Origin of the sequence: Methylobacterium organophilum, from assembly GCF_022179465.1 — a bacterium.
In the GTDB taxonomy this organism is placed as follows: Bacteria; Pseudomonadota; Alphaproteobacteria; order Rhizobiales; family Beijerinckiaceae; genus Methylobacterium; species Methylobacterium organophilum.
In genome coordinates this window covers 536,404-557,436 of sequence record NZ_BPQV01000001.1, presented here as the reverse complement: position 1 = coordinate 557,436, position 21,033 = coordinate 536,404, and the positions used below count along the sequence as shown (strand labels likewise).

General features: G+C 69.0%; 19 protein-coding genes and 1 tRNA gene. 14 read left to right on the top strand and 6 right to left on the bottom strand.

Annotated features, from left to right (window positions below; translation table 11 throughout):
* The first annotated feature begins 76 nt into the window (after positions 1–76).
* Entirely contained in the window at positions 77–823 is a 747-nt protein-coding gene (locus tag MFF21_RS02560) for a sigma-70 family RNA polymerase sigma factor (RefSeq protein ID WP_238309603.1), read from the top strand.
* Positions 824–830: 7 nt separating this feature from the next.
* Here MFF21_RS02560 and MFF21_RS02555 read toward each other — a convergent pair whose 3' ends face one another.
* The gene (locus MFF21_RS02555; RefSeq protein WP_238309602.1) at positions 831–1,349 is read right to left on the bottom strand and encodes a TspO/MBR family protein; all 519 of its coding nucleotides are present in this window, start codon (positions 1,347–1,349) and stop codon (positions 831–833) included.
* A 98-nt stretch (positions 1,350–1,447) separates the two neighbouring features.
* Here MFF21_RS02555 and MFF21_RS02550 point away from each other — a divergent pair, with 98 nt between their 5' ends.
* Both MFF21_RS02550 and MFF21_RS02545 read left to right on the top strand, forming a co-directional pair.
* On the top strand, positions 1,448–2,644 hold the full coding sequence (locus MFF21_RS02550; protein ID WP_238309600.1) for a trans-sulfuration enzyme family protein: 1,197 nt from the start codon (positions 1,448–1,450) through the stop codon (positions 2,642–2,644).
* Between the two features lie 113 nt (positions 2,645–2,757).
* Positions 2,758–3,249, top strand: coding sequence for a hypothetical protein (locus MFF21_RS02545; protein ID WP_238309599.1), 492 nt, complete (start codon positions 2,758–2,760; stop codon positions 3,247–3,249).
* 100 nt (positions 3,250–3,349) lie between these two features.
* Here the strand turns inward: MFF21_RS02545 and mdoH are convergent, their stop codons facing one another.
* Complete coding sequence (gene mdoH / locus MFF21_RS02540; protein WP_373324889.1) at positions 3,350–5,284, bottom strand: glucans biosynthesis glucosyltransferase MdoH; 1,935 nt, start codon at positions 5,282–5,284, stop codon at positions 3,350–3,352.
* 185 nt (positions 5,285–5,469) lie between these two features.
* Between mdoH and MFF21_RS02535 the strand changes: the two genes are divergently transcribed.
* The 6 genes from MFF21_RS02535 to MFF21_RS02510 all read left to right on the top strand — a co-directional run bounded on the left by MFF21_RS02535 (position 5,470) and on the right by MFF21_RS02510 (position 11,196).
* A complete protein-coding gene (locus MFF21_RS02535) occupies positions 5,470–7,014 on the top strand; it encodes an OpgD/OpgG family glucan biosynthesis protein (protein WP_373324888.1) in 1,545 nt (514 codons plus the stop codon).
* A 44-nt stretch (positions 7,015–7,058) separates the two neighbouring features.
* The gene (locus MFF21_RS02530) at positions 7,059–7,478 is read left to right on the top strand and encodes a DUF4864 domain-containing protein (protein ID WP_238309596.1); all 420 of its coding nucleotides are present in this window, start codon (positions 7,059–7,061) and stop codon (positions 7,476–7,478) included.
* Between the two features lie 82 nt (positions 7,479–7,560).
* Positions 7,561–8,979, top strand: a complete 1,419-nt coding sequence (gene thrC / locus MFF21_RS02525; protein ID WP_238309595.1) for a threonine synthase — start codon at positions 7,561–7,563, stop codon at positions 8,977–8,979.
* A complete protein-coding gene (locus tag MFF21_RS02520; protein ID WP_238309594.1) occupies positions 8,976–10,271 on the top strand; it encodes a M16 family metallopeptidase in 1,296 nt (431 codons plus the stop codon). Before thrC ends, MFF21_RS02520 begins: the two co-directional genes overlap by 4 nt.
* Positions 10,268–11,032, top strand: coding sequence for a 4'-phosphopantetheinyl transferase family protein (locus tag MFF21_RS02515; protein WP_238309593.1), 765 nt, complete (start codon positions 10,268–10,270; stop codon positions 11,030–11,032). The genes MFF21_RS02520 and MFF21_RS02515 overlap by 4 nt, the downstream gene beginning before the upstream one ends.
* A gap of 87 nt (positions 11,033–11,119) precedes the next feature.
* Positions 11,120–11,196, top strand: a tRNA-Pro gene (locus MFF21_RS02510).
* 419 nt (positions 11,197–11,615) lie between these two features.
* On the opposite strand, the gene MFF21_RS02495 is transcribed toward MFF21_RS02510, so the two are convergent.
* Positions 11,616–11,822 (bottom strand): hypothetical protein, encoded by a 207-nt coding sequence (locus MFF21_RS02495; protein ID WP_238309592.1) that lies wholly within the window; start codon positions 11,820–11,822, stop codon positions 11,616–11,618.
* A 237-nt stretch (positions 11,823–12,059) separates the two neighbouring features.
* Here MFF21_RS02495 and MFF21_RS02490 point away from each other — a divergent pair, with 237 nt between their 5' ends.
* From MFF21_RS02490 to hemJ, 3 genes are all read left to right on the top strand, one after another.
* Entirely contained in the window at positions 12,060–12,848 is a 789-nt protein-coding gene (locus MFF21_RS02490; RefSeq protein ID WP_238309591.1) for an FkbM family methyltransferase, read from the top strand.
* 711 nt (positions 12,849–13,559) lie between these two features.
* Entirely contained in the window at positions 13,560–14,633 is a 1,074-nt protein-coding gene (gene hemE, locus MFF21_RS02485; RefSeq protein ID WP_238309590.1) for a uroporphyrinogen decarboxylase, read from the top strand.
* A gap of 3 nt (positions 14,634–14,636) precedes the next feature.
* Positions 14,637–15,077 carry a protoporphyrinogen oxidase HemJ gene (hemJ, locus tag MFF21_RS02480; protein ID WP_238309589.1) on the top strand — a complete coding sequence of 147 codons (441 nt, stop codon included), beginning with the start codon at positions 14,637–14,639 and terminating at the stop codon, positions 15,075–15,077.
* 28 nt (positions 15,078–15,105) lie between these two features.
* On the opposite strand, the gene MFF21_RS02475 is transcribed toward hemJ, so the two are convergent.
* The 3 genes from MFF21_RS02475 to MFF21_RS02465 form a co-directional block, all read right to left on the bottom strand.
* On the bottom strand, positions 15,106–18,351 hold the full coding sequence (locus MFF21_RS02475) for an efflux RND transporter permease subunit (protein WP_238309588.1): 3,246 nt from the start codon (positions 18,349–18,351) through the stop codon (positions 15,106–15,108).
* 11 nt (positions 18,352–18,362) lie between these two features.
* Positions 18,363–19,682 (bottom strand): efflux RND transporter periplasmic adaptor subunit, encoded by a 1,320-nt coding sequence (locus tag MFF21_RS02470; RefSeq protein ID WP_238309587.1) that lies wholly within the window; start codon positions 19,680–19,682, stop codon positions 18,363–18,365.
* A 130-nt stretch (positions 19,683–19,812) separates the two neighbouring features.
* Positions 19,813–20,148, bottom strand: coding sequence for a hypothetical protein (locus MFF21_RS02465; protein ID WP_238309586.1), 336 nt, complete (start codon positions 20,146–20,148; stop codon positions 19,813–19,815).
* 176 nt (positions 20,149–20,324) lie between these two features.
* Between MFF21_RS02465 and MFF21_RS02460 the strand changes: the two genes are divergently transcribed.
* The gene (locus MFF21_RS02460) at positions 20,325–20,567 is read left to right on the top strand and encodes a hypothetical protein (RefSeq protein WP_238309585.1); all 243 of its coding nucleotides are present in this window, start codon (positions 20,325–20,327) and stop codon (positions 20,565–20,567) included.
* A 119-nt stretch (positions 20,568–20,686) separates the two neighbouring features.
* Positions 20,687–21,031 (top strand): hypothetical protein, encoded by a 345-nt coding sequence (locus MFF21_RS02455; RefSeq protein ID WP_238309584.1) that lies wholly within the window; start codon positions 20,687–20,689, stop codon positions 21,029–21,031.
* The last annotated feature ends 2 nt before the right edge of the window (positions 21,032–21,033 follow it).

Below are 21,033 nucleotides of genomic sequence, written 5' to 3'. Positions count from 1 at the left end.
GAGCATCTCCGGTGCCGGGGGTTCACACTTCCCCGTGACTGACGGCCTCTCCGGCCGTCGACACGTTACGGGATACATGTCCGGCAACGCTTCCCTCGTCGAACCCGTCGCCGACGACGACGCGGCTCCCGTCCTTCCCCACGGCGTCCGTCTGCATCTCGGCCAGCTCCTGGCGGAGACCTACCGGCGCGACGCCTCCGCGGAGACCGGCGAGCGTTTCGCCGAGCTGATGGAGCGGCTCGCGAAGGCGCTCGACGCGCAGGGCGCGCATGACGAGGCGGCCTTCCGCGCCGAGTTCCTGGAGATGGTGCCGCGGCTGCACAACTTCGCCATGTCCCTGGCCAAGAACCCGACGCTGGCCGACGACCTCGTCCAGGACACGCTGCTGCGCGCTTGGCGCTCGCGGACGCGCTTCGCGACGGGGACCAATCTCGGCGCCTGGCTGTTCACGATCATGCGGAACGCGTTCTACTCGCATCACCGCAAGGACAACCGGGAGCTCTCCGACAGCGACGGCGACCTCGCCGAGCGCATCGCCACGGTGCCGGAGCAATCCGGCTACGTCGATCTCAAGGATGCCCGGCTCGCCCTGGAGCGCCTGTCGCCCTCGATGCAGCAGGCGCTGATCCTCGTCGCCATCGAGAACCTCAGCTACGAGGAGGCGGCGGAGGTGATGCAGTGCCGGGTCGGCACGGTGAAGAGCCGCGTCTGGCGCGCCCGCGAGCAGCTCGCCCTGATCCTCGGCTACGACGCCGCTGAGATCGGCGCGGACAGCATGACCCTCTCCGCCCTGGGCGGCTCCGACCGGGTGATGGAATCCTGAAGGCGCCTCAGTTCATCCGCCAGATGACGCCGTTCAGCAAGCTCGCGAAGGCGACCCAGGCGGCGTAGGGCACGAGCAGCCCGGCCGCCAGTCGGTCGAAGCGCCAGGACAGGCGGATCGTCCAGAGCGCCATCACCAGCATGGCGAGGGCGACCACCAGCCCCGTCCCGAGGGCGTGGGCGGCGAAGAAGACCGGCGTCCAGGCGGCATTGAGGGCGAGCTGGGCCAGGAAGGCCGCCAGCGCCAGCTGCCAGCCCCGCCGCGCCGGTCCCGTCGCCGGCCGCGCCCCGAGCAGCCGCCAGAGCGCCACGGCGATCATCGCGTAGAGGATCGTCCAGGCCACGGGGAACACCCCGTTCGGCGGGGTGAAGGCGGGCTTGTTCAGGGTGGCGTACCAGCCCTCGATGTTCGAGCCCGTGGCGAGGCTGCCCAGCAGCGCCGTCAGCGCCACGGGCAGGATCGCCGCGAGGAGCCGCGGCCATGGCGGCAGGGCCGGTTTCTCGGGAATCGCCGTCGCGTCGCTCATGCCGCTCGTCATGCACCCTGCCGGGACCAGCTCCGCCTTGCGCGCGCCCGGCGCTTCCCGCAAGGGGCAAGCCGCCCTCAGGCCAGGACGGGACCGCCATGACCTCCAACTCGCCGCCCACCGATCGGGATGCATCGCCGACCCCGCCGGCCTTCTCCGCGCGCTCGCAGGCGGTGCAGGCCCTCGGGCGGATCGATCCGACGACCCGGGGCGTGGTGCCGCCGCTCCACCTCGCCACGACCTTCCTGCGCGACCCCGACAACGCCTATTCCTCCGGCTACACCTATGCCCGGCCCGACAACGCCACGGTGCGCGAGGCGGAGGCCGTGATCGCGATGCTGGAGGGCGCCCGCGCCGGGGCGATGCTGTTCGGCTCCGGCATGGCCGCGGCGACGGCAGTGTTCTCCGCCCTGGAGCCGGGCGACCACGTGATCGCGCCGAAGGTGATGTATTGGGGCCTGCGGCGCTGGCTGCTGCGGGAGGCCCCGCGCCTGACCTTCGACCTCGACCTCGTCGACGCCACCGATCCGGAGGCGATCCGCGCGGCGATCCGGCCGGGCCGGACCAAGCTCGTCTGGATCGAGACACCAGGCAACCCGCTCTGGACGGTGACCGACATCGCCGCGGCCGCGGCGATCGCGCATGCGGCCGGCGCCCGCCTCGCGGTCGATTCGACGGCGGCCTCGCCGGTCCATACCCGGCCCCTGGAGCACGGGGCCGACCTCGTGATGCATTCGGCCACCAAGATCCTGAACGGGCATTCCGACGTGGTGGCCGGCGTGCTCGCCGCCGCCAAGCCCGATGCCTTCTGGGAGCGGCTCGCCAATATCCGCTCGCAATGGGGCGCGATCCTCGGACCGTTCGAGGCCTATCTGCTCACGCGCTCGCTCCGCACCCTGCACCTGCGGGCGCAGGCCCAGGCGCGCAACGCCGCCGATCTTGCCGAACGTTTCAGCCGGCACCCCCATGTCGCCGCCGTGCTCTATCCCGGGCTGCCCGGCCATCCCGGCCATGCGGTCGCCGCGCGCCAGATGGAGGGCGGCTTCGGCTTCATGCTCTCGATCCGCGTCGCGGGGGGCGAGGCGGCGGCCATCGCCACGGCGGCGGGGGTGCGGCTGTGGAAGCGGGCGACCTCGCTGGGCGGCGTCGAGAGCCTGATCGAGCACCGGGCCTCGGTGGAGGGAGCGGGCACGCCCTGCCCGCCGGACCTGCTGCGCCTCTCGGCCGGCATCGAGTCGGTGGACGACCTCCATGCCGATCTGGATGCGGCCCTGCGCCAGGCCCACGGTTCCTGAGACGCCGCGGGGAGCCTCACGGGAAATTTCGGGGCCTCCGGCTCCGGTCGGGCCGTTCCGGCGTTGTCGGGAAGACAGGCCGGGTTTCGATCGCCCGGAGACGGAGCCCGCCGATGACGCCGACCGCCCGACCCCTCGCCCGCCTCACCCTCGCGCTCCCCCTCGCCCTCGGGCTGATCGGGGGCGCCCTGCCGGCCCTCGCCGAGGACGGGCCGCCGAAGCTCGACATCGAGGCGACCTGCAAATCGGCCAGCAAGGCGGAGGTCAGCCTCAGCGACAATGCCAGCGTCGATGGCTGCCTGCGCTCGGAGCGGGCGGCCCATGACGAGCTGAAGAGGCGCTGGAACGACTATACCCCCGCGGCCAAGCTGCAATGCTCGAAGCAGTCCCAGGCCGGCGGCTTCCCCTCCTATGTCGAGACGGTGACCTGCCTGGAGCTCGCCAGCGGCACCGTGCCCACGCAGCCGGCCGGGGATTCCCCCGCCACCGCGGGCGACGCCGCCCGGAAGGGCGCGGCGACCGGCCGGAGCAGCGACAGCAAGCTCACCGCCGAGCCCTCCCCGCGCCAGCGCACCGACCCGCTCAAGGTGCTCGATCAGAAATAGGCCGTCTCCCTCGCGCTGCCTGCGCGGGAGGGTCGCCGCGGCCCGCTCGGGCTGACCGAACCGGCCCTGGACGGGCGGCCGGTTCGAAGGCGCCGCCTCGTCAGCTCGAGCGGCTGCCGGCCTCGATGCCGCCCGGCCTCCAGCCCGCCTGGACCGGGCCCGGGGCGGGCAGCCGGCTGCGGTGGAGGGCGGCGAGCTCGGGGGCCTGGGCCGTGTCGTCCTCGGTGAGGAAGAGCCGCCAGGCCTTGGACAGGCGCCCGAGCTGCGGGCTGCTGGTGAGCACGCTCTGGGCCGGGCTGGTGATCAGCGCGAAGACGATGGGCGCCATCCAGAGGGCGAGGAGGCTGTCCCGCGCGAAGGCGAGGACGAGCGCCAGCACGATGCCGGCGGCGACCGCGTCCGATTGCAGGCGGAAGGCTTCAGCCCAGGGCACCCGGCGGTCGTCCCGGGTCTGGGCATCCCAGCGCACCACCCGGCCGAGGAAGGTCGAGACCACCGCGCCGGCGGCGAACAGCGTCATCACCGGCCAGAGGATCACCCAGGCCGCCTGCTCCAGGGCCGCGCTCGCCAGGAGCGAGCCCGTGCCGCCGAAGGCCTGCCGGCGTTCGGGCGAAGCGAGCACCCAGCCGAGGCTGAGGAGCTTCGGCAGGGCCATCACCGCGATCACCAGGGCGGCAAGCGCGAGCGAGGCCGGCGTGACCCCGGTGAGGCCGTAGCCGAGCAGGCCGAGATCGCCGCTGCGCGCCGCCTGCAGGGTGCCGAGCGCCAGGAAGGCGGCCCAGAGCGGATAGATCAGGTAGCCCAGGATGCCGACGCCGAGATGCCAGCGGCTCGCCGCCCTCAGCCCGCGCAAGGAGAGGACGCGCAGGTGCTGCAGGTTGCCCTGGCACCAGCGCCGCTCGCGCCCGAGCAGGTCGACGAGGTTCGTGGGCATCTCCTCCCAGGTGCCGCCCATCTCCGGCAGCAGGCGCACCTCCCAGCCGGCCCGGCGCAGCAGGGCGCCTTCCACGATGTCGTGGCAGAGGATCTCGCCGCCGAGCGGCGCCTTGCCCGGCAGCACCGGCAATTCGGCGTTCTGCGCGAAGGCGGCGATGCGCAGGATCGCGTTGTGGCCCCAATAGGAGCCGTCCGGCCCCTGCCAGGTCTCCAGGCAGCGCAGCGAGAGCGGCGCGTAGAGCCGCACGGCGAATTGCTGGATGCGGGCGAACAGGGTGTCGCGGCCGGCCGCGTAGGACACGGTCTGGATCAGGCCGACCTTCGGGTTCTCCTCCATCAGCCGGGCGAGGCGGCGCATGGCGGCTCCGGTCATCAGGCTGTCGGCGTCGAGCACGATCATGAAATCGTAGTCGTGCCCGTAGGTCGCGCAGAATTCGGCGACGTTGCCCGCCTTGCGGCCGGTGTTCTGGGCGCGGCGGCGATAGCGGATGCGCGGCAGGCCGTAGCCCTCGCGCTCCGCCCAGGCTTTGGCCCGGGCATATTCGTGCTCCTCGACGGCGCTGATGGCCCCCTCGCGGGTGTCGGACAGGACGAAGAGGTCGATGTCGGAGCCGTCGCCGCCGGCATGCCGCAGGGAGCGGGCCATCACCCGGATCGCGGCGAAGACGGCAACCGGATCCTCGGCATGGATCGCCACCACGGCCGCGGTGCGGCTGTGTCCGCTCGCGGTGGCGGGGACGGTGCGGGCGCGGATCTCCAGGGGGGAGAGCAGGCGCTCGCCCATCAGGGCGGCGATGAGCCCGTAGAGATACTGCCAGGCGGTGAAGGATTGCCACGCCATCAGCAGGGCGAAGAGGCCGAGCACGCTTCGCCCGAGCCAGGTCTCCGGCAGGCCGTAGGCGGCGAGGGCGAGAGCCAGGATGGCGGCGGCCGTCGCCAGGGTCGGCAGGGCCAAAGCGAGCCGGCGCAGGGACAGGCGCGGTGGCGTTCCGGGGGAGGGCATGGGAGAGGCGACGAGGCCGGCCGTGCCCCGAAGGGGGGCCTCGACGGAGGGGGTCTCGTGCGACACTTTCGAAAGAGGCATGTCTGGCAGGGACATGGGGCGGGGCACTCGAACGGGGCCAATCGGGGTCGCCCGGCCCCGCGGCAGGGGGACGGATGGGCAGGCGCGACGAGGGGTTCGAATCGACCGCGCTGACGCGGCGGTCGGTGATGCGGGCAGCGTTCGGCACGTCGGCCGGTGTTATTGTTCCTATTAGCCTAGATCTGAATGCGACCAGAACAATGGCGCAGGCCACCGAATCGGCACCGGATCCGGCCAGGCTGTCACCGCAGGGCCCGGATCAGGCCGTCCTCGACTACCCGGCCCTCGTCGAGCGGGCGAAGGCGCTGGCGGCGCAACCCTACCGGCCGGCGGCCGACGACCTGCCCGCCGAGCTGGGTGCGCTCACCTACGACCAGTATCAGGCGATCGGCTTCCGGCCGGAGAAGACGCTCCTGCTCGGCCGCTTCGGATTGCAGCCGTTCCATCGCGGCTTCCTCCAGAGGAAGCGCGTCGCGCTTCTCCTGCAGAAGCGGGAGGGCGGGGTGCAGGCGCTCGACTACGCGTCCGAGCTGTTCGATCTCGGCCCCTCGCTGAAGGGGCGCTCCTACCCGGCCGCCCTCGGCTATGCCGGCTTCCGCCTGAGCTTCGGCTTCGACGCCGGGGCGCCGCAGGTGCGGGAGGAATTCCTGGTCTTCCTCGGCGCCTCGTATTTCCGCCTGCGCGGCAGGAGGCAGGTCTACGGTCTGTCCTGCCGCGGGGTCGCCGTGAACACGGGCGGGCCGGGCGAGGAGGAGTTTCCGGACTTCACCGAATTCCGCATCCTCGAGCCTGCGGCGGAGGAGACGCGGCTCACGATCCTGGCCCTCCTCGACGGCCCGAGCCTGACCGGCGCCTATCGCTTCACGGTGAGCCCGGGCGAGGAGACGCAGATCACCGTCACTGCCTCGCTTCACCCGCGCCGCAGCATTCCCCGGCTCGGCCTCGCCCCGCTGACCAGCATGTTCCTGCACGGGCAGAATGGTGCGGGCGCCCGGGGCGCCCAGGGTTTCGACGATTTCCGGCCCCAGGTGCACGATTCCGACGGGCTCTGCGTCGCGAGTCCGGGCGATCGCCTCTGGCGGCCCCTCGTCAACGGCCGAGCCGCCCCGCAGATCTCCGCCTTCCGGGCCGCACCCTGCCAGGGCTTCGGCCTGATGCAGCGGGAGCGGCACTTCGCCGCCTATCTCGACGTGCAGGCCCGGCACGAGGACCGGCCGGGAATCTGGATCGCCCCGGAGAAAGAGAGCCTCGGCGCCGGCTCGGTGCAGCTCTACGAGATCCCTTCGCGGGACGAGGCGATCGACAACATCGTGGCCGCCTTCGTCCCCGAGGCGCCGGTGACGGCGGGCCGCCCGATCGACCTCGCCTACACGCTCGCCACCGTCGGCGAGGGGCCGGATGCGGACCTGCCGCGCTCCCTCGCCCGGGTGGTCTCGACGCGGGTCGGCTCCGCCGAGCGCCTGCGCCCGACCAACCCGCCGAGCCCGGAGCGCCGGCTCTACGCGATCGATTTCGAGGGGCCCGATCTGCCGCAGGATCCGATGAGCCCGATCGCGGTTTCGCTCTGGGCGAGCGCCGGCGCCTTCCTCGAGCCCTTCTGCGAGCGGGTGCCCCAGACGGGGGGCTGGCGGCTCTATGCCGAGTACCGTCCGCCCCATCCGTTGCCGCCGGGGGACGTGGTGCTGCGGGCGCGGCTGTCGCACGCGGGAAAGCCGATCACCGAAACGTGGGATGCGGTGGCGTGAGATTTGCCGCGATATCGTCGGCCTTCGGCAGGAGACGGCGGACCATGCGCATCGTCCTCTCGGGCGTCCTCCTGACGCTCCTGATGCCCGCCGCGGGCCTCGCGGCCGACGAGGCCGACCGGCAGGCGGCACGGGGCACCATCACGCGGCAGATCGAGGCCTTCCGCCGGAACGACCCGGCCACCGCCTATGATCAGGCCGCGCCCCAGATCCGCACCCTGTTCCCCTCTCCCGAAACCTTCCTCGCCATGGTCGAGAAGGGCTATCCCGCGGTGCTGCGCCCGCGCAGCTACAGCTTTGCCGGCAGCGAGGACACGGGCGAGGACGAAATCACGCAGGGCCTGAGCCTGCAGGACGAGAACGGCATCGACTGGCTCGCCGTCTATTCCCTGCAGAAGCAGACGGACGGGCAATGGCGCATCACCGGATGCCAGCTGCGCAAGGCGCCCGGCAGCAACACCTGATCTTCGCGCGAACGACATCTTCGGCTCCGCTTCGACACGCGTTTCGTCATCGTGTAGAGGGAGCGCCTTCCCGGAGGCATCCTTGCTGCACGTCTCGACCCGCGGCGCCGCCGCGCCCTTGAGCTTTTCCGACGCCCTTCTCGCCGGCCTCGCCCGTGACGGCGGTCTCTACGTGCCCGAGAGCTGGCCGGTGATGTCGAAAGCGGAGATCGCCGATCTCGCCGGCATCCGCTACGCCGACGCCGCCAAGCGTGTCCTGCGCCCGCTGATCGACGGCGAGATCGCGGATGCGGATCTCGACGGGATGATCGAGGCCGCCTACGGCACCTTCCGGCACCCGGCGATCTGCCCGCTGACGCAGCTCGACGACAATCTCTTCCTGCTCGAGCTCTTCCACGGCCCGACGCTCGCCTTCAAGGACGTGGCGATGCAGCTGCTCGGGCGGCTGATGGACCATGTCCTGCGCCAGCGCGGCGCCCGCGCCACCATCGTCGGCGCCACCTCGGGCGATACCGGCAGCGCCGCGGTGGAGGCCTTCAAGGGCCTCGATCAGGTCGACGTGTTCATCCTGTTCCCGCATGGCCGCGTCTCGGACGTGCAGCGCAAGCAGATGACCACCATCGTCTCGCCGAACGTGCACGCCATCGCCATCGACGGCAATTTCGACGATTGCCAGAACCTCGTGAAGGCGATGTTCCAGCACGCGGATTTCGCCGATTCGGTCCGGCTCTCCGGCGTCAACTCGATCAACTGGGCCCGGGTCGCGGCGCAGGCGGTCTATTACTTCACGAGCGCCGTCAGCCTCGGCGCGCCCCATCGCCCGGTCTCCTTCGCGGTGCCGACGGGCAATTTCGGCGACATCCTCGCCGGCTGGGTCGCCAAGCGCATGGGCCTGCCGGTCGAGCGGCTGATGATCGGCACCAACGCCAACGACATCCTGGCCCGGACGCTGGAGCACGGCGCCTACGAGATCCGCGGCGTGCAGGCGACGACCTCGCCCTCGATGGACATCCAGATCTCCTCGAATTTCGAGCGGCTGCTGTTCGAGGCCCTCGGCCGCGACGCCGCCGCGCTCGGCCGGCTGATGGCGGGCCTGAAGCAGTCGGGCGGCTTCCACCTCGACGCGGCGGTCCTGCGCAGCGTGCGCAGCGAGTTCGACGCCGCCGCCGTGCACGAGCCCGACGTGGTCGACGAGATCGCCGGCACCTACCGGAAGACGGGGGTGGTGCTCGATCCCCACAGCGCCATCGGCGTGCGGGCCGGGCGCAAGCTCCTGCAGAAGGACCCGAAGACCCCCGTGGTGGCTCTGGCCACCGCGCATCCGGCCAAGTTCCCGGACGCGGTCTCGCAGGCCACCGGCGGCGGCCGTCCCGTCCTGCCGCCGCATCTCGCCGACCTGATGGACCGGCCGGAGACGGTCGCGAACCTCGCCAACGACCAGTCGGCGGTGGAGCGGTTCATCCGCGAGCGCGCACGGATCACGCGGGGCAGCCCGGTATGAACCAGCATTTCTCGACCTTCGGCGCCTCGCCGGGCCTGCGCGTCAGCCGCCTCGCCAACGGGCTCACCGTCGCCACCGAGGCGATCCCGGGGGTGGCCACCGCCACCCTCGGCGTCTGGGTCGGCGTCGGTTCGCGCAACGAGCGGCCCGAGGAGCATGGCCTGAGCCATCTCATCGAGCACATGGCCTTCAAGGGCACGCAGACCCGCTCCGCCCGGCGGATCGCGGAGGACATCGAGAATGTGGGCGGCGAGATCAACGCCGCCACGAGCACCGAGAGCACGAGCTACACCGCCCGGGTGCTCGGCGAGGATGTCGAGGTCGCCCTCGACGTGATCGGCGACATCCTGACCCGCTCGACCTTCGATGCCGGCGAGCTCGCCCGCGAGAAGAGCGTGATCCTGCAGGAATACGCCGCGATCGAGGACACCCCCGACGACGTGGTCTACGAGGCCTTCACGGAAGCCGCCTTCCCCGGCCAGGCCGTGGGTCGGCCGATCCTCGGCACGCCGGAGACGATCTCGGGTTTCGACCGGGCCGCGATCGAGGGCTACCTCGCCCGCGAATACGTGCCGGGCCGGATGGTGCTCGCCGCCGCCGGCGCCGTGGAGCACGAGGCCATCGTCGCCGCGGCGGAAAAGTCCTTCGGCCATCTCGCCCCCGCTGCGGCGCCGGAGATGGAGGCCGGCCTCTATCGCGGCGGCGAGCGGCGTCTGCTCCGCAAGCTGGAACAGGCCAACCTCGTCATCGGCCTGCCGGGCCTCTCCTTCCGGGACGAGGGCTATTACGCCCTGCACCTGTTCAGCCAGGTGCTCGGCGGTGGCCTGACCTCGCGGCTCTGGCACGAGGTGCGCGAGACCCGCGGCCTCGCCTACGAGATCCAGGCCTTCCACTGGCCCTTCTCCGATTGCGGCCTGTTCGGCATCGGAGCAGGCACCTCGGCCGAGGACCTGCCGGAGCTCGTCGAGGTCACGATCGCGGCGACCCGTGCGGCGACGGAGCAGCTCGACGCGGAAGAGCTCGCCCGGGCCAAGGCCCAGCTCAAGGTCTCCCTGCTCTCCGCCCTGGAGACGCCGGGCGGCCGGATCGAGCGCAATGCCCGCCATCTCCTCGCCTGGGGCCGCATCATCCCCGCGCAGGAGATCATCGCCAAGGTCGATGCCGCCGGTGTCGAGGCGGTGCGGGAGGCCGGCCGCCAGATGCTGGCGGGCCTGCCGACCCTGTCGGCGATCGGCCCGATCCGCAAGCTGCCGTCCCTCGAGCAAATCACGCACGCCTTCCGCGCAGCGTGATCGCGCCCTCGCCCTGGATCGAGGCGCGTCCCGGCCCCGTTGCCGGACCGGTGGTCTGGCGCGTCCCGATCGATCTCGACGCCGCGGGTCGCGCCGCCTGCCGCGACCTCCTGGACGAGGCGGAGCGCGGGCAGGCGGACCGCTTCCATCGGCGGGAGGACCATGATCGCTCCGTCGGCAGCCGGGCGGCCCTGCGCCTGATCCTCGGCGCCGCCTTGGACTGTCCGCCCCACGTCCTCGCCTTTCCGCGGGACGCGAATGGTAAGCCGGATCTCGCGCCGCCCTGGCAGGGCCGGTTGCAGTTCAACCTCACCCATTCCGGATCCCATGCGCTGATCGCCGTGAGCCCGAGCCATCGGATCGGCGTCGATGTCGAAGGCATCCGCCCGATTCCGGATCTGGCCGAGTTCGCCTGCCGTATCCTGTCGGTAAGCGAACGGGAGATCTTTCGAAGGCTTCCCGAATCCGCGAAGGAAGATGCCTTCTACGGGGCCTGGACGCGCAAGGAAGCCGTGCTGAAGGCCCTCGGAATCGGGATCGGCTTCGGGCTCGAGCGGATCAGCGTGAGCCTCCCGCCCGCCGTGCCGCGTCTCCTGGCCCTGGCGAGCCCGGGAACGGACGCCACCGCCTGGAGCCTGCACGACGCCCATGCGGATGCGCGGCATCCCGGTGCGGTCGCGATCGAGGCCTCCGGTGCCTCCCTGCAGCACCGCACTCTGCCGGCCGGCTGGTTCCGCGCTCTGCCGGAATGCCGTTCCTGAGCAGGCGAAAAGGAATCGCCGGTTTCACTTGCAGCCGGAAGGCCCCCTCGCTATAAGCCGACCCGCTGGCCCCCTGGGGCCCAGCTTCGGAGTGTAGCGCAGTCTGGTAGCGCACCACGTTCGGGACGTGGGGGTCGCAGGTTCAAATCCTGCCACTCCGACCAAGATTCCCGAGATCTTCTCGATACTTGCCGTTTAAGCCAAGCGCCCTTGCTCTAAGCGTGGACCGGGCTTCATCCGATCTTCCGCACGATGTTCGCCGCGGCCTGCTTCTGGTGGTCCGGGTGGTGATGGCCGTAGACATGCTCGAGCGTCTCGTGGTCGTGCCGAGATAACCGGCGGCTCCCCACAGGTCGGTCCCGTTGAGCATGAGCCATGTCGCTGCGGTGTGCCCGCAGGGTGTGCGGGGTGATGGCGGCGCTGGACGTCTGCAACGCACGCTGGGGCCGTGGCACTGTCGTGCCGGCCCGGGCCGAGCTGGAATGCGCCTGCAGGTAGTCGACGAAGTTCGAGATGCGCTCACCCCGCGACACGATGGAGGTCGCCGAGGTGCCGACCGCTTGGGCATAAATCGTTACGGCAGCTACCCGACCGGCTGGTCAATGGTGTGCGCGATCACGCCGAGCATCACGATCGGGATACCGGCGAGCGACAGCCAGTCCCGGGTCGTGAACCGGCACCTGGTGAGGCGGGTGCGGCCCGGATTGCGATAGCGCTCCGGCAATCCGATGTGTGCTTTGGGCGTCTCGTAAGCGGGATGCAATCTTAAATTGATGTCTTGATACGACAACTACCTCTGATTTATTGGTGCCTCGACGCAAGAGCGGGGCATGGGATGCATCTCGATGGGACGCGAGCCGGGTGGCTCAATTCGCTGAACGATGCCTCGTTGGCTGCGAGACCATGGCGGCAGCCGGGCTATCAATATCGACCAGCAAGCCAGCACGATGTCGATGGTCATAGGTTCAGAGCAGAGCGCCCATACTTTGGTTGGGTAGCCTGCTCTGTCGATCACATCGATTTTACGATGCTATCGACCAATGATGATGGCGTGGCCATGGTCTACCATGCCTACGGCCCCGACAGCTATGAGGCCGCGAGCGTGGCGGCTTGGCTCAAGATCGCGCGCACCGCGAAAGCCGTGGCGGATGTCGGCGCCTTCACCGGCCTCTACGGGATCCTAGCCCAGCTCGCCGCTCCGAAAGCCACCGTTCTGGCGGTAGAGCCTAACCCGGCGACGCGGGCGCGGCTGTTCACCAACCTCGTCGCCAATGGCTGTTATCCGAAACTCAAGGTATGCCCTTTCGCAGTGTCGAACGCAGTGGGTACGTTAACGCTGCGGGTCGCCTGGGGACCGGACGTGCTTGATACCGGCGCCTCTCTCGCAGGGTACAGCGAGAACGCCGCCGATGTCGCGGTCAGGACGGAAGTGGTGACGGCGGCCCCTCTCGACGTGATCCTGACACAGCAAGGAATCCTTGATCCGGATTTGCTGAAGATCGACGTGGAGGGCTTGGAGGACATCGTGCTCGCCGGAGCAAGAAATACGCTCCGGGGGCTTCCGACGCTCTTCCTCGAAATCCAAGGTGCCGAAAAATTCGCTGCCTGCCATGCAATCCTTGATGAGTACGGCTACAAGATCTACGCGATCGACGATGAGAGCATCTCGCTGAAGCCGTACGACAGATCTTCGACGCAGGACTGGCTCGCTCAGAACGTCGGAGCGCGCGTTCTCAACTACCTTTGTACGGCAAGAGAAGAACATCTAAATCTGGCGGAGGCAGGCCTTCAAAGAATTAGGTCGAAAATTTCCTAGCCGTTTTTAAGATATCGACGATAAAATTCAGAAGGCCGCTCGACTGAGTGGTCTTTTTCATTTCTGGGCCTTGCCCTTCCCATCGCTTACTCATCTCGCCTACGGCCTGACGACAATGCATTCGGTCAAATGTCGCGGAGATCGGAAGATCACTTGATCGTTCATCACGATCCAACCACCATCGACGGTGACAGCGTATCCGTTTTTTCGCCGATTTTGACATTTGCAACAATCGGCTGCGAGGGATTCATGGCCGCTTTGAAAGGCGGAGACCCGACCGGAATCACGGTCTCGGAAGCATCGGCAGCTTGGGGATGGATTCGGACAGCGGATGCAGACCAGGCTCGGGGCTGTGAATCGGAAACCGATTCGTCCACAACGGCGTCCCGACGGCTTCGTGAGAACGAGCCACTTTGCAAAACGCAGCACGAGACTGCGCCACGGTGGTGTTTGGCCCGCTAAGGACCTGTCACCCCGTCATGAATCGAAAAGTTAGACGGGACCCGTTAAAGCCCGGTTAATCGCGACGCAGTGGGGGCATCCTGTGGACAACGTTGGATCCGCAGGACTCAGCCTCTAGAAAAAGAAAAAAACCTCGATTCTCTCATTTTCTATGTAAGATAGGGGTGTGTTCGAATCCGGTTGGCGAGCACCTTCAAGTTGAACTGAAGAAAACCAAGTAAAGACAGGAAGAAGGGTTTTATTTTCAAGATGACGAGCAACCCTTCATCCGAGAAAGTCGTCTTGGATGTCCTCTCCGGAAAGAGCTTCGTGGCACCTCCGGTCTGGCTCATGCGTCAGGCTGGTCGCTACCTGCCAGAATATCGGCAGACACGTGCCCAGGCCGGGTCGTTTCTCGATCTCTGCTACACTCCGAAGCTTGCCACCGAAGTGACGCTGCAGCCGATCCGCCGTTTCGGCTTCGATGCGTCGATCCTGTTCTCCGACATTCTCGTCGTTCCTCATGCCCTTGGCCAGGCGGTGACCTTCGTCGAAGGGGAAGGACCGAAGCTCGAGCCGATCCGGGACGGTGAAGCCTTCGCACAATTGCGCGATGCGGGGGATCCCGGCGTGCTGGGACATCTCGCACCCGTCTTCGAAGCGGTGAGCCTGATCCGAGCTGCTCTGCCGCGGCAGACCACCCTGTTCGGCTTCTGCGGCGCGCCCTGGACCGTGGCGAGCTACATGATCAATGGCGGCGGCAGCGCCGACCAGCTGCCGGCGCGAACCCTGGCGGCAACGCAACCGGCGCTCGTCAAGGATCTGATCGATCGGCTGGTCACGGTTCAGACCCGCTATCTGCTTCAACAGTTCGAGGCCGGTGCCGACATCGTCCAGATCTTCGAATCCCATGCCGGCATGCTGCCCGACGCCACCGGCATGGCGGGCGATGCCCTGAGCGAATGGTCCTTCACGCCGATCCGGCGGATGATCGAGGGTATCCGGGCCGAACGGCCCGAGGCCAAGATCGTGGTCTTTGCCCGCGGCAGCGGCCTCGACGGCCATGCCCGCGTCCTGGCCGAGACCGGCGCGGATGTCGTCGGCGTCGACTGGTCGATCGCCCTCGACCAGCTTCGCCGGACCCTGCCGGCCGGTGCCGTGACCCAGGGCAACCTCCATCCCGACATCCTCATCGCCGGCGGCGAGGCCCTCGACCGGGCGGTGGACGAAATCCTGGAGGCGGTCGCGGGCAAGCCGCACATCTTCAATCTCGGCCACGGCATCCTGCCGCAGACTCCGGTGGCCCATGTCGAGCGAATGCTCGCCCGGATCCGGCGCGGCTGAGCGATGCCCGATCTCTATCCCTGGATCAAAGCCCTCCACGTCATCGCCGTGATTTCGTGGATGGCCGGCATGCTCTATCTGCCGCGCCTCTTCGTCTATCACGCAGGTCTGAGCGCAACGGACGCCAAACAGTCCGAACTGTTCAAGACGATGGAATATCGTCTCCTGCGCTTCATCATGACGCCGGCCATGATCGTCACGTGGCTGTCGGGACTGACCATCGCGTTCTGGAGCGGATATTATCAGACGGGCTGGCTCCAGGGGAAATTCGCTCTGGTCTTGGTGCTCAGCGGCGTGCATGGCTGGCTTGCCCGGCTGCGCAAGAACTTCGCCCGGGATGCGAACCGGCATGACGGCCGCTTCTTCCGGATCGTCAACGAGGTCCCGACCCTGCTGATGATCCTGATCGTGATCCTCGTGGTGGTGAAGCCCGAATTCCGCTGAGCCGGTCGCAGACCGGGCTTCGTTCGGCCTATTCGGCAGGTTCGAGGGAGCTTGGCATCCGCTCCGCGGAGCCCTCGGTCGGCACCGTCTCCGCCCGGCCGAACCGGACATAGAGGGCGGGCAGCACCACCAAGGTCAGCAGGGTGGCGCTGATCAAGCCGCCGATCACCACGGTGGCGAGCGGCCGCTGAATCTCGGCGCCGGTCTCCGTGGCGAGCGCCATGGGCACGAAGCCGAGGGAGGCGACCAGCGCGGTCATCGCCACCGGTCGCAGCCGGGTCATGGCTCCTTCCACAATCGCCTCCCGCTTCAGTCGGCCCTCCGCGATCAGCTGCTTGATGAAGGTCAGCATCACCAGGCCGTTCAGAACGGCCACGCCCGAGAGCGCGATGAAGCCGACGGCGGCCGGCACCGAGACCGGCATGCCGCGCAGCCACAGGGCGAGGATGCCCCCCGTCAGTGCCAAGGGCACGGCACTGAACACGAGGAGGGCATCCCGGGCCGATCCCAGCGCCGAGATGAGCAGCAGGAAGATCAGGAAGAAGCAGACCGGCACCACGATCATGAGGCGCTGCTTGGCCGAGGCAAGATTCTCGAACTGCCCGCCCCAGGTCACGTAGGAACCGGGGGGCAGTGCGATCTCATTGGCCACCTTGGCTTGCGCCTCCGCCACCAGGGAGCCGATGTCGCGTCCGCGCACATTGGCGGTGACGACCACCCGGCGTTTCCCGTTCTCGCGGCTGATCTGGTTCGGGCCCTCCGTCACCGAGAAGCTTGCCACCTGCTTCAGCAGCACGGAAGCCGCATGCCCGTTCGGCCCGGGGGGAAGCGGGACGGGGATGTTCTCGAGCGCCTCCCGGTCCTCGCGGACCTCGTCGGTCAGTCGCACGACGATAGGGAAACGCCGGTCGCCTTCGAAGACAACACCGGCATTCCGGCCACCGATCGCCGCGCCGATCACCTCCTGGACGGCGCCAATGCTGAGCCCGTAGCGGGCCGCTTCCGCCCGGCCGATCCCGATCTCCAGGAAGGGCAGGCCGGCGATCTGCTCGACCTTCACGTCCTCGGCACCGGGGAGGCCCTTGAGCAGGGCCGCGATCCGGTTGGCCGTCTTCAGCATCGGCGCGAATTCCTCGCCGAACACCTTCACGGCGAGATCACCCCGGGTGCCGGCGAGCAGCTCGTTGAAGCGCAGCTGGATCGGCTGGGAGAACTCGTAAGTGTTGCCCGCGAGCCTCTCGACCGCCGCCTCGATCTGCTCCTGCAACTTGGCCTTGGACAGTCTCGGGTCCGGCCATTCACTCTGCGGCTTCAGGATGACGAAGGTGTCGGAGGAATTGGGCGGCATCGGGTCGGTCGCGACCTCGGCAGTACCGGTCTTCGAGAAGACATAGGCCACCTGCGGGAAGGTCGAGACCACCTTCTCCACCTTGAGCTGCATCGCCTGCGACTGGGTCAGGGAGGTCGAGGGAATCCGGGTTGCGTTGAGGGCGATGCTCTTCTCGTCGAGCTGGGGGATGAACTCCGTACCGAGCCGCGTGAAGAGCAGGTCGGCGCCGAGGAGCAGGAACAGCGCCCCGCCGATGAAGGCGAAGGGCCTCCGCAGGGCCGCTTCCAGCACCGGCCGATAGGCAGCTTTCAGCCCCCGGACGATCGGGTTGTCGGTCTCGGTGACCCGCCCGGTGATGGCGATCGCGATCAAGGCCGGCACGAAGGTCAGGGACAGCACGAAGGCGGCGGCCAGCGCGATGATGACGGTGAGCGCCATCGGCTGGAACATCTTGCCCTCGACCCCGGTGAAGGTGAGGAGCGGCACGTAGACCAGGATGATGATCGCCTGCCCGTAGAGGGAGGGCTTGATCATCTCCTCGGCGGAAGCCCGCACCGTCGCGAGGCGTTCCTCGGTCGCGAGCCTGCGCCCGTATTCCTGTTGCTTCTCCGCGAGATGGCGCAGGGCGTTCTCGGTGATGATGACGGCGCCGTCGACGATGAGCCCGAAATCGAGGGCGCCGAGCGACATCAGGTTGGCTGAGATCCTCGCCTCGACCATGCCGGTCAGCGTCATCAGCATGGCCACGGGGATGACCAGAGCGGTGATGAGAGCCGCGCGGACATTGCCGAGCAGCAGGAACAGGATGACGATGACGAGGGCTGCGCCCTCGGACAGGTTCTTCACCACCGTGCGGATGGTCGCCTCGACGAGGCGGGTCCGGTCGAGCACGGTCTGGACCTCGATGCCGGGCGGCAGGCTTTTGCGGATCTGCTCCATGCGCGCATCGACCGCGGCGGCGACAATGCGGCTGTTCTCGCCGATCAGCATCAGGGCCGTGCCGATCACGACCTCCTGGCCGTCCTCGCTGCCCGAGCCCGTGCGCAGGTCGCGCCCGATCCGGACCTCGGCGATGTCGCGGATGCGCACCGGCACGCCGCCGCGAGTCGCCACGACCACGTCGGCGATCGCCGCCATGCTCTCCAGGCGGCCGGCGGCGCGCACGACATAGCCCTCGCCGTTATCCTCCAGGTAGCGCGCGCCCTGGTTGGCGTTGTTGGCTTCGAGCGCCCGGGCGACGTCGCTGAAGGACAGGTCGAGGGAAGCGAGCTTATTGGGGTCGGGCTGGACGTGGTACTGCTTCTCGAAGCCGCCGATGCCGTCGACCCCGGCCACGCCGGGCACGGTCCTGATCTGCGGCCGGATGATCCAGTCCTGCACCGTGCGCAGATAGGCGGTCTGTTCCAGCGCCGTCCTCAAGCGCTGTCCCTCCGGCGTCAGGTAGCTGCCGTTGGCCTGCCAGCCGGGCTGGCCCTCGGACGAGACCCGGCGCTCGGCGGGCTTCGCATAGTGGATCGACCACATGTAGATCTCGCCGAGGCCCGTCGAGATCGGGCCCATGCTGGGCTCGGCGCCGGGGGGCAGATCCTGCTTCACCTGGGCGAGGCGCTCGGCGACCTGCTGGCGGGCGAAATAGATGTCGAGCTTCTCCGCGAAGACGGCGGTGACCTGCGAGAAGCCGTTGCGCGAGAGCGAGCGGGTGTATTCGAGCCCCTTGATGCCGGCCAAAGCGGTTTCGACCGGGTAGGTCACCTGCTTCTCGATATCGACCGGCGAGAGCGAGGGCGCGACCGTGTTGATCTGCACCTGGTTGTTGGTGATGTCCGGCACCGCGTCGATGGGGAGCTTCGTCACCGCGTAGCCGCCAAAGGCCGCGGCGAGCAGGGAGAGCAGCAGCACCAGCCAGCGCTGGTGGACCGAGACGTCGAGGATGCGGCCGATCATGGCGCCTCTCCTCAATGGGCGTGGCCGGCTTCGCTCTTTCCGAGCTCGGCCTTGAGGAGGAAGGTGTTGGCCACGGCGATGTCCTCGCCCGGCTTCAATCCGGCGGCGACCTCGAAAGCGTCGTCGTCCGAGCGTCCGAGTTCGATCGTGCGCATCTCGAAGCCCTCCTGCGTGCGCACGAAGACGACCCGCTTCCCCTCGATGCTCTGCAGGGCGGATTTCGGCACCCGCACCGGTACCCTGTCCTGCGCGATCTCGACCTCGGCGGTGACGTAGGTGCCGGGGCGCCAGGCCATGTCGCCGTTGGGCAGGGCGACCACGACCCGGGCGGCCCGGGTCTCGGCGTTAAGCAGGGGGCTCACGAAGATCACCTTTCCCTGCTCGTGGCGGCCCGATCCCTCCTGGCGCGGGGTCACGGTGACGTTCGCCCCCTCCTTCACGTGGACGAGGTCGGCGGTCGGCACCGAGAGCTCGATCCAGACGGTGGAGAGATCGGCCACGGTGTAGAGATCGGCCGGGTCGCCCTCCTTGCCGACCGCGGTGCCGACATCGACCTTGCGCTCGACGATCCGGCCGGTGAGCGGCGCGCGCAGCTCGTACTGGCGCAGGGTCGAGCTGTTCGGCGTGGTCTCGTCCTGTTTGGCGAGCTTGGCCACCTCCGCCGCATTCAGGCCGAGGGCGGAGAGCTTCTGCCGGGCGAGGTCCTGGCGCAGGGTCGCTTCCGAAAAGACGGCCTTGGCGTTGAGGAAGACGGATTCGGCCGAGATGCGCTTGTCCCAGAGCGCCTGCTGCCGCTCGAAATTCGTCTTCTCCAGCTCGGCCTTCACGGAGGCGGTCAGGTATTCGCTCTTGGCATCGGCCACCTCGCGGCTGTCGAGGACGGCGACGACCTCGTTCTTGGTCACGGCGTCGCCCAGGCGCTTGCGCATCTCGGCGACGGTGCCCACGACCCGGGCCGGCACCCGGGCGATCCGGTCGGCATCCGGCGTGATCGTGCCGGGCACGAGGATGTGCCGGGCGAGCACCCCGCCCTCGGCCCTCGCCACCCGGATATCCTGGGCCTCGACCTGCTCGGGCGTCATCCTGACATGCCCCTCCTCGCCCTCGGTTTCGGAGTGGGCGTGCCCGGCCTGGCTGTGGCCGTCCGCGGAAACCTCGTGCCGCGCGGCATCTGGGTTCGGGCCGGACGCGGCGGGCATCGGCGGCGTCCTGCCTGTCTCGAAGCCGAGGCTGGCGCGGACGCGTTCGGACACGGCCGGGACCGTGCTCCCGAGGGCAAGGCCGGCGGCGAGGAGGGACAAGGAGAGGATCAGGGTGTTGACGATGCGCATGAGCCGCACTCGCGACGGGGCCGGCCGCGGCGGAACGGAGGATGCCGGGCGGCCCCTGGGATCGGGAGGGATGGGCGGATCCGCCGCCGGGACGGCCTGCGGACCGGATGCGCGCCGAAGCGCGCCGGCGTCAGGCGCGGGGTGGCCGGGCGGGCAAGACCGGATCGGCCGAGGCCGGCTCCAGGGCCGCCGCGGTCGCGTAGCGGCGGGTGGCCGCGGGCATCGGGACCGTGCCGCCGGAATCGAGGGTCGCGACGAGATGGCAGCCGCAATGGGCGTGGGAGGCGATGCCGGGATCGACGGAAGGACTCTCGGCCGGGCCGGCTTCCGTCGTCACCAGGCCCTGCCCGTGGGCATGGCCCTCATGAAAGGCGAGGTCCTGGTGAAAGGCGATGTCTTGGGCGAGCCCCGTCATCGGCGCGGCGATGGCCAGGGCGAGGACGAGCGCGAGGGCACGGAGGGCCATGGCCCTCCATCCCGTTCCGGCTCCGAAGGCCCGCTGGCGTCGCGCCCTGCTCATCGCGCCTCTTATGGGCACTCGGGCGGTGCCTCACAAGCCGCGGGATCGCTGAACGGCGCCTTCAGGGCGGGTTCACGGCCGCCGACCCAGCCTTCCCCGATCCGATCCCGGGGAGAATCCGCATGAAAAGGTCTCTCGTCGCCCTCGCCGCCGCGGCCTGCCTGCTGAGCCCGCTGGCGGCCGCGGCCCAGGACTTCGAATTCGGCCCGCGCCGTCACCATCACGAGGAGATCCGGCGCGATCACCACGGCGACCACGACCACGTGATGGTCCGCCGTCACCACCATCACGACGACGACCGCCCGGCCTACTTCGAGCGGCGGCACCGTCACCACCACCCTCACCACGACGATTTCGACGACTGATGATCCGGTGCCGCCGGCACCGATCCGGCGTCGCGCACGGGATCGGGATCGACCCGGCCTAGCCGTTCACCCCTGTCCGCGCTACGAGGCGCGGCTCGACACGAAGGAGATGGATCCCGATGCGATCAGCCTCTCGCTTCGGCCTGGCGATCGCGGCCCTGTCCGCCGTCTTCGCTTCCCAGGCCGCGCAAGCCCAGTACTACGACGACCCGCCGCCCCCGCGCGGCTATTACCGCGAGTATCGCGATCCCTACGACGCGCCGCCGCCCCGCCGCTACGCGCCCCCGCCGCGCTACCGCGCGACCGGGCTCAATTGCGACGCGGTGCAGAACGGCCTGACCGGGCTGCAGCCCTTCTCCTGCCCCCTCCCCGGCCCGCGCCCCCTCGGTGCCCGCTGCTATTGCGAGACGCCGGTCGCGCCGCTGAGCGGCCCGCAGACCGCGGTCGGGCGCGTGGTGCCCTGAGC